Genomic DNA, 5,023 nt, shown 5'->3' on the forward strand with positions numbered 1-5,023 from the left:
ACAGCCGGGCGCCGGCCAAAAGAAAAGGGCCCCGTGGCAGGACGCTGCCTCGGGGCCCTTCTGTTTCCCGGAAGGCCGGTCTTACTCGAAGACGCCGCAGGCGATCCGCCCACCCGCGTCGCCCGAGGGCTGGCTCTCGTAGTCGTCGGCGCCCGAGTGCACGACGAAGGCCGCGCCGTCATCGTCCATCAGGAACTCCTCGACCGAGAAGTCAGGCTTGAAGGCCTCGACCATCAGCACGCCATCCTCACCCACGTGGGCGTTGGGCAGGTCGCCCGGATGGGGGCCGTTCTCTGCCATGATGCCGTGCTCGGCATCTCCCGCGATGTGGCCACCGGCCGAGCTGAAGTCGTCGGCCGAGCAATCGCCGGTCTCGTGCATGTGGATGCCGTGGACGCCCTCGGGGATGTCCGTCAGGTCGATCGTGACATGCGCGGTGCCCGAGGCGGTGTCCTCGACGGTGACGGTGCCGATCGAGTTGCCCTCGGCATCGTTGACCGTTGCGGTCGCGGTGGCGGCAAGGGCCGGGCCCGCCATGAGGGCGGCGACGGTGCTGAGAAGGGCGAGACGTTTCATCATGAGGTCCTCCGTGTTCGTGTCACGTGATCGTATCACATGGGCCAACCGCCCGCCCGCGGCGGAGGTTCCTCAAACTTCTCGTGACCACCGACGGGCCGCGCCCCGGACCTGCCCGCAATGGCCGCTCCTGACAAGCTCCGGGCCGGAAAAGAAAAACGCCCCCGCAGTGACCTGCGAGGGCGTCTGAACTGGTCGGGACCGGCAGGCGCCCGTCCCTGTCGTCCGATCACTCGGCGGCAACGGCCTGCTTGAGGTAGGACAGCAGGGTCTCGGGCGAGGACTCGCCGTAGGGATCGTCCGGGCAGTTGTCCATCAGGCCGGGCTCTTCGAACCATGCCTCGATCACGCCGTTGTTGACGATGGCCGCATAGCGCCAGGAGCGCGGGCCGAAGCCGAGGTTGTCCTTGTTCACCAGCATGCCCATGCGGCGGGTGAATTCGCCCGAGCCATCGGGGATGACCTTGACGTTCTTGATGCCCTGGGCCTTGGCCCACTGGTTCATCACGAAGCTGTCGTTGACCGACAGGCAGTAGATTTCGTCGATGCCGTTGGCCTTGAACTCTTCGAAGTTGTTCTCGAAGCCCGGCAGCTGGTAGGTCGAGCAGGTCGGCGTGAAGGCGCCCGGCAGCGAGAACAGGATCACGCGCTTGCCTGCGAAATAGTCGGCAGTGGTCATGTCCTGCCAGCGGAACGGGTTCGGGCCCTCGATGGATTCGTCGCGCACACGGGTGCGGAAGGTGACATCGGGCAGCTTGGCGTTGGTTTTCATGGCTTCACTCCTGTCGAAAACACGATCTGTCTCTGTGCATCCGGCGCGGGGCCGGACTCTCCTCCCGAAGCGTGTGCAAGGCGGGTCGACCGTCGAACCCGGGAGGTACGGAACTGGTGAAGCAAGCTCCGTGCCAGCCCGCCCTCCCCGACGGAAAGCCATGCAGCACGAGGCGCTTGTCGGCCGTCATGATGGAATTGTCGAGTCCCGGACGGGACTTTTCCCGACATCAATCTTCCGCGCAGCGGGCGCCTGCCGAGGGCGGCGGCAATTGCACGATTTCCACCGCTTTCGGAAACCGGCCTGCCGCCGGTTCGAGCCGCGCGATCATCGCGGGCGTCGCCAGCATCGTGCCGTCGTCGGCGATCATCAGCACCGAATCGACGCCCATGTCGGCGGCGACCTGCGGCCACTCGCTGCGGCCCGCAACCGAGAGCGCCGTGGCCGCCGCATCGGCGCGGCTGCCGTCGGTATCCAGCACCGAGACCGAGACGATCTCCTGCACCGGCCAGCCGCTGCGCGGGTCGATGATATGGGCAAAGCGCGCGCCCTCGTGTTCGAAGAAGCGCTCGTAATTGCTCGGGGTGTAGAGCACCTCGCCCGAAGCCAGCGAGATCGCGCCCACCGCGCCCCAGACGAAGGGATCGCGGATCGCGACGCGCCACGCCCGGTCGCCGTGGCTGCCGATGACGTTGACGTCGCCGCCGGCGTTAAGCACCGCGTCGCCGATGCCGCGCGCTCGCAGGACCGTGCCCGCGAGGTCCAACGTGCGCCCTTGGCGTAGCCTCCGAGGTCGAGCTGCACCGCCGGGTTCACCGAGCCGACCGTATCGCCGTCGAAGCGCAGATCGCTCATCCGAGGCGCGCGTGCCGTGAGCGCCGCGACGGCGGCGGCGTCGGGCATTTCGCCCTCGGGCGGGCTGTCCTCGTGGACGCCCCAGAGCGCCACCAGCGCGCCGATCGCGGGATCGAAGCGCCCGCCGCTCTGGCAGGAGAGCCAGTCGTTGTGGCCGGCGAGGGTTTCCTTCAGCACCCGCAGCTCCTGCGCCGAAGGCTCGGACAGGTTCTCGGCCCCCTCGAGCACGCGGGTCAGGCAGCTGCCGCGATCGCCTTCGCGGCAGCCGTAGGTGATGCCGGCGCCGATCTTCTCGGAGATCTCGATGATCCGGGTGCCGGCGGGCACGTTCACCGTCAGATCGACGTCGGTGAAGGTAAGCTGTGACTTCGCCATGGCGGCCTCCTGATCCTCTCGCCCCCGGAGCGCGGAGGCTTTCCCGGGGATCAGCAAGGACCGTGCCAGGCACGATGTCTCGCGGAGGTAGCCCGATCCGGTGGTGACGGGCCCATGCGCCAAGACGCACGAGGCCCCTGTCGGACATTTTGTCGGCAACCCGACAACCGGCCTGCTGGCGCCAACATCCGCCGGCCCGGGACAGAGGCGGCAAGCCGGCGCCACAGCCCCAACGGCCCCGGAAGATCCGCGCGAAAAGCCCCCGCGCGACGCGGCCCGCACGCCCCCCCGAGACCGCCTGGCACGGTGTTTGCTCCGACAACAGCCAAGGACGCCGACGTCCCGGGGGGCACCAGACGCAGCCCCGGGGCAGGCCCCCTCCCGAAGCCTGACGGAGACCCGCATGCAAGAGGTCTTCATGATCCTTCTCGGCACGGCGCTGGTAAACAACGTGGTGCTGGTGAAGGTCCTCGGCCTCTGCCCGTTCATGGGCGTGTCGCGCAAGATCGACGCGGCGGTGGGCATGGGGCGTGCCACCACCTTCGTTCTGACGCTGGCCTCGCTGGCAAGCTGGGCGGTCGAGACCCTGATCCTGATCCCGCTCGACCTCGGCTTCCGGCGCATCCTGAGCTTCATTCTCGTGATCGCCGCCATCGTGCAGTTCACCGCGGTCGTCATGAGCAAGCTCGCGCCGTGGCTCTACCGGGCGCTCGGCATCTATCTGCCGCTCATCACCACCAACTGCGCGGTGCTGGGGGGTGGCACTGCTGAACATCCAGGAGCGCCACGGCTTCGCGCATAGCCTGCTATACGGCTTCGGCTCGGCGCTGGGGTTCACCGTGGTCCTCGTGATCTTCGCCGGCAGGCGCAACTGTCGGTGCCCGCGCCCTTTGCCGGACCGCCCATCGCCTTCATCTCGGCCGGCCTGCTGTCCATGGCGTTCATGGGTTTCGCGGGCCTTGTTCCGAACTGATCCAGCGAGACCAGACACAGATGATTGCCGCCGCCGCCTCCATGTCCGCCCTCGGGCTTGGTCTCGGGCTCCTGCTCGGGGCCGCCGCCAAGAAGTTCCACGTCGAGACGCCACCGGTGATCGACGAGATGGAAAAGGTCCTGCCCGGCACCAACTGCGGCCAGTGCGGCTATCCCGGCTGCCGAGGCCATTGCCGGGGGCATCGCCCCGGTGACGCTCTGCCCGCCGGGGGGCCGGGACATGGCGCTGCAGCTGACCGAGATCGTCGGCGTCGACTGCGGCGGCGGGGCGGACCTGTCGGGCATGACCGAGATCGAGCCGCAGGTGGCCTTCATCTTCGAGGACCACTGCACCGGCTGCACCAAGTGCTTCAAGCGCTGCCCGACCAACGCCATCGTGGGCGCCGCCAAGCAGATCCACACGGTGATCTGGGACGCCTGCACCGGCTGCGATGCCTGCGCGCAGGTCTGCCCGACCGAGGCGATCATCCTGCGCTCGAAGCCCCGCACCCTGAAGAGCTGGTACTGGGAAAAGCCCGCCGCCGCCTTCAGCGGGGGAGGCCATGCGTAAGATGGGCGCCTTCTTCTCCTCCCTCTTCTCGCGGGTGCGCGGCGGGGTCCATCCCGAGACCCGCAAGTTCCTGAGCGCCGCCTGCGCGACCGGGCCGGTGCCCGTCCCCGGCCTGCTGCGGGTGCCGCTTCAGCAGCATTTCGGCGCCTCGGCCGAGCCGCTGGTCTCGCGCGATGACCACGTGCTCAAGGGCCAGTTCATCGCCCGCTCGCGCGGGCCGATCTCGGCCAACCTGCACGCGCCGACCTCGGGCACGGTGATCGCCGTCGGGCATTTCCCCGCGCCCCACCCTTCGGGGCTGCCTGTGCCCACCATCACCATTCGCGCCGACGGTAAGGACGATTGGAGCCCGCGCCTGCCGCGCCTGCGCCCCGAGGACGCCGATCCCGCAGAGATCGCCGCCCGCGTCGCCGAGGCGGGCATCGTCGGCATGGGCGGTGCCACCTTTCCCGCGGCGGTCAAGCTGAACCTCCGCGACCGCTACACCCTGCACACGCTCATCATCAACGCCGCGGAATGCGAGCCCTACCTCACCTGCGACGACCGGCTCCTGCGCGAGAGCGCCGAGGAGGTTGCGGATGGCGCCGGGATCATGGCCCTCGCGCTTGGCGTCGACCGGATCATCGTCGCCATCGAAAGCAACAAGCCCGAGGCCGCCGCCGCCATGCGCCGCCACAACATCGGCATGGGCTACCCGCTCGAGGTCCGCATGGTGCCGACGCAATATCCGATGCACGCCGCTCATCGACACCTACATCCGCCCCCGCATCTTCCGCCGCACCCGCTCGCGCAAGCCGCTGTCACTGGGAGAGAAGCCATGAGCGCCGCGCCCCACACCCTGCGCCTGTCGCTCGCCACGCGGCTGAAAGGCGCCGCTGCCAACCCCGGTGTGCTGCTCGTGG

Annotated in this window: 3 protein-coding genes and 3 pseudogenes; 3 read left to right on the forward strand and 3 right to left on the reverse strand. The window is 68.6% G+C overall.

The window, feature by feature from the left end; translation table 11 throughout:
- Window positions 1-81 precede the first annotated feature (81 nt).
- The 3 genes and pseudogenes from HC022_RS18900 to HC022_RS29890 form a co-directional block, all read right to left on the reverse strand.
- Entirely contained in the window at window positions 82-579 is a 498-nt protein-coding gene (locus HC022_RS18900) for a superoxide dismutase family protein (RefSeq protein WP_167453455.1), read from the reverse strand.
- A 226-nt stretch (window positions 580-805) separates the two neighbouring features.
- Window positions 806-1,348, reverse strand: a complete 543-nt coding sequence (locus HC022_RS18905) for a peroxiredoxin (protein ID WP_008883752.1) — start codon at window positions 1,346-1,348, stop codon at window positions 806-808.
- A gap of 229 nt (window positions 1,349-1,577) precedes the next feature.
- Window positions 1,578-3,067 (reverse strand): annotated as a pseudogene (locus HC022_RS29890) (FAD:protein FMN transferase).
- Between HC022_RS29890 and rsxA the strand changes: the two are divergent.
- The 3 genes and pseudogenes from rsxA to HC022_RS18930 form a co-directional block, all read left to right on the forward strand.
- Window positions 2,982-3,551: pseudogene (rsxA, locus tag HC022_RS18920) on the forward strand (electron transport complex subunit RsxA). The pseudogenes HC022_RS29890 and rsxA sit on opposite strands and share 86 nt — an antisense overlap.
- A 41-nt stretch (window positions 3,552-3,592) precedes the next feature.
- Window positions 3,593-4,121: pseudogene (locus HC022_RS18925) on the forward strand (RnfABCDGE type electron transport complex subunit B).
- On the forward strand, window positions 4,114-5,023 hold a 910-nt coding region (locus HC022_RS18930; protein WP_167453456.1), incomplete at its 3' end, for an RnfABCDGE type electron transport complex subunit C. The pseudogene HC022_RS18925 and the gene HC022_RS18930, both read left to right, overlap by 8 nt.

Source organism: Salipiger sp. HF18 (genome assembly GCF_011806505.1).
Taxonomy (GTDB): Bacteria; Pseudomonadota; Alphaproteobacteria; order Rhodobacterales; family Rhodobacteraceae; genus Salipiger; species Salipiger thiooxidans.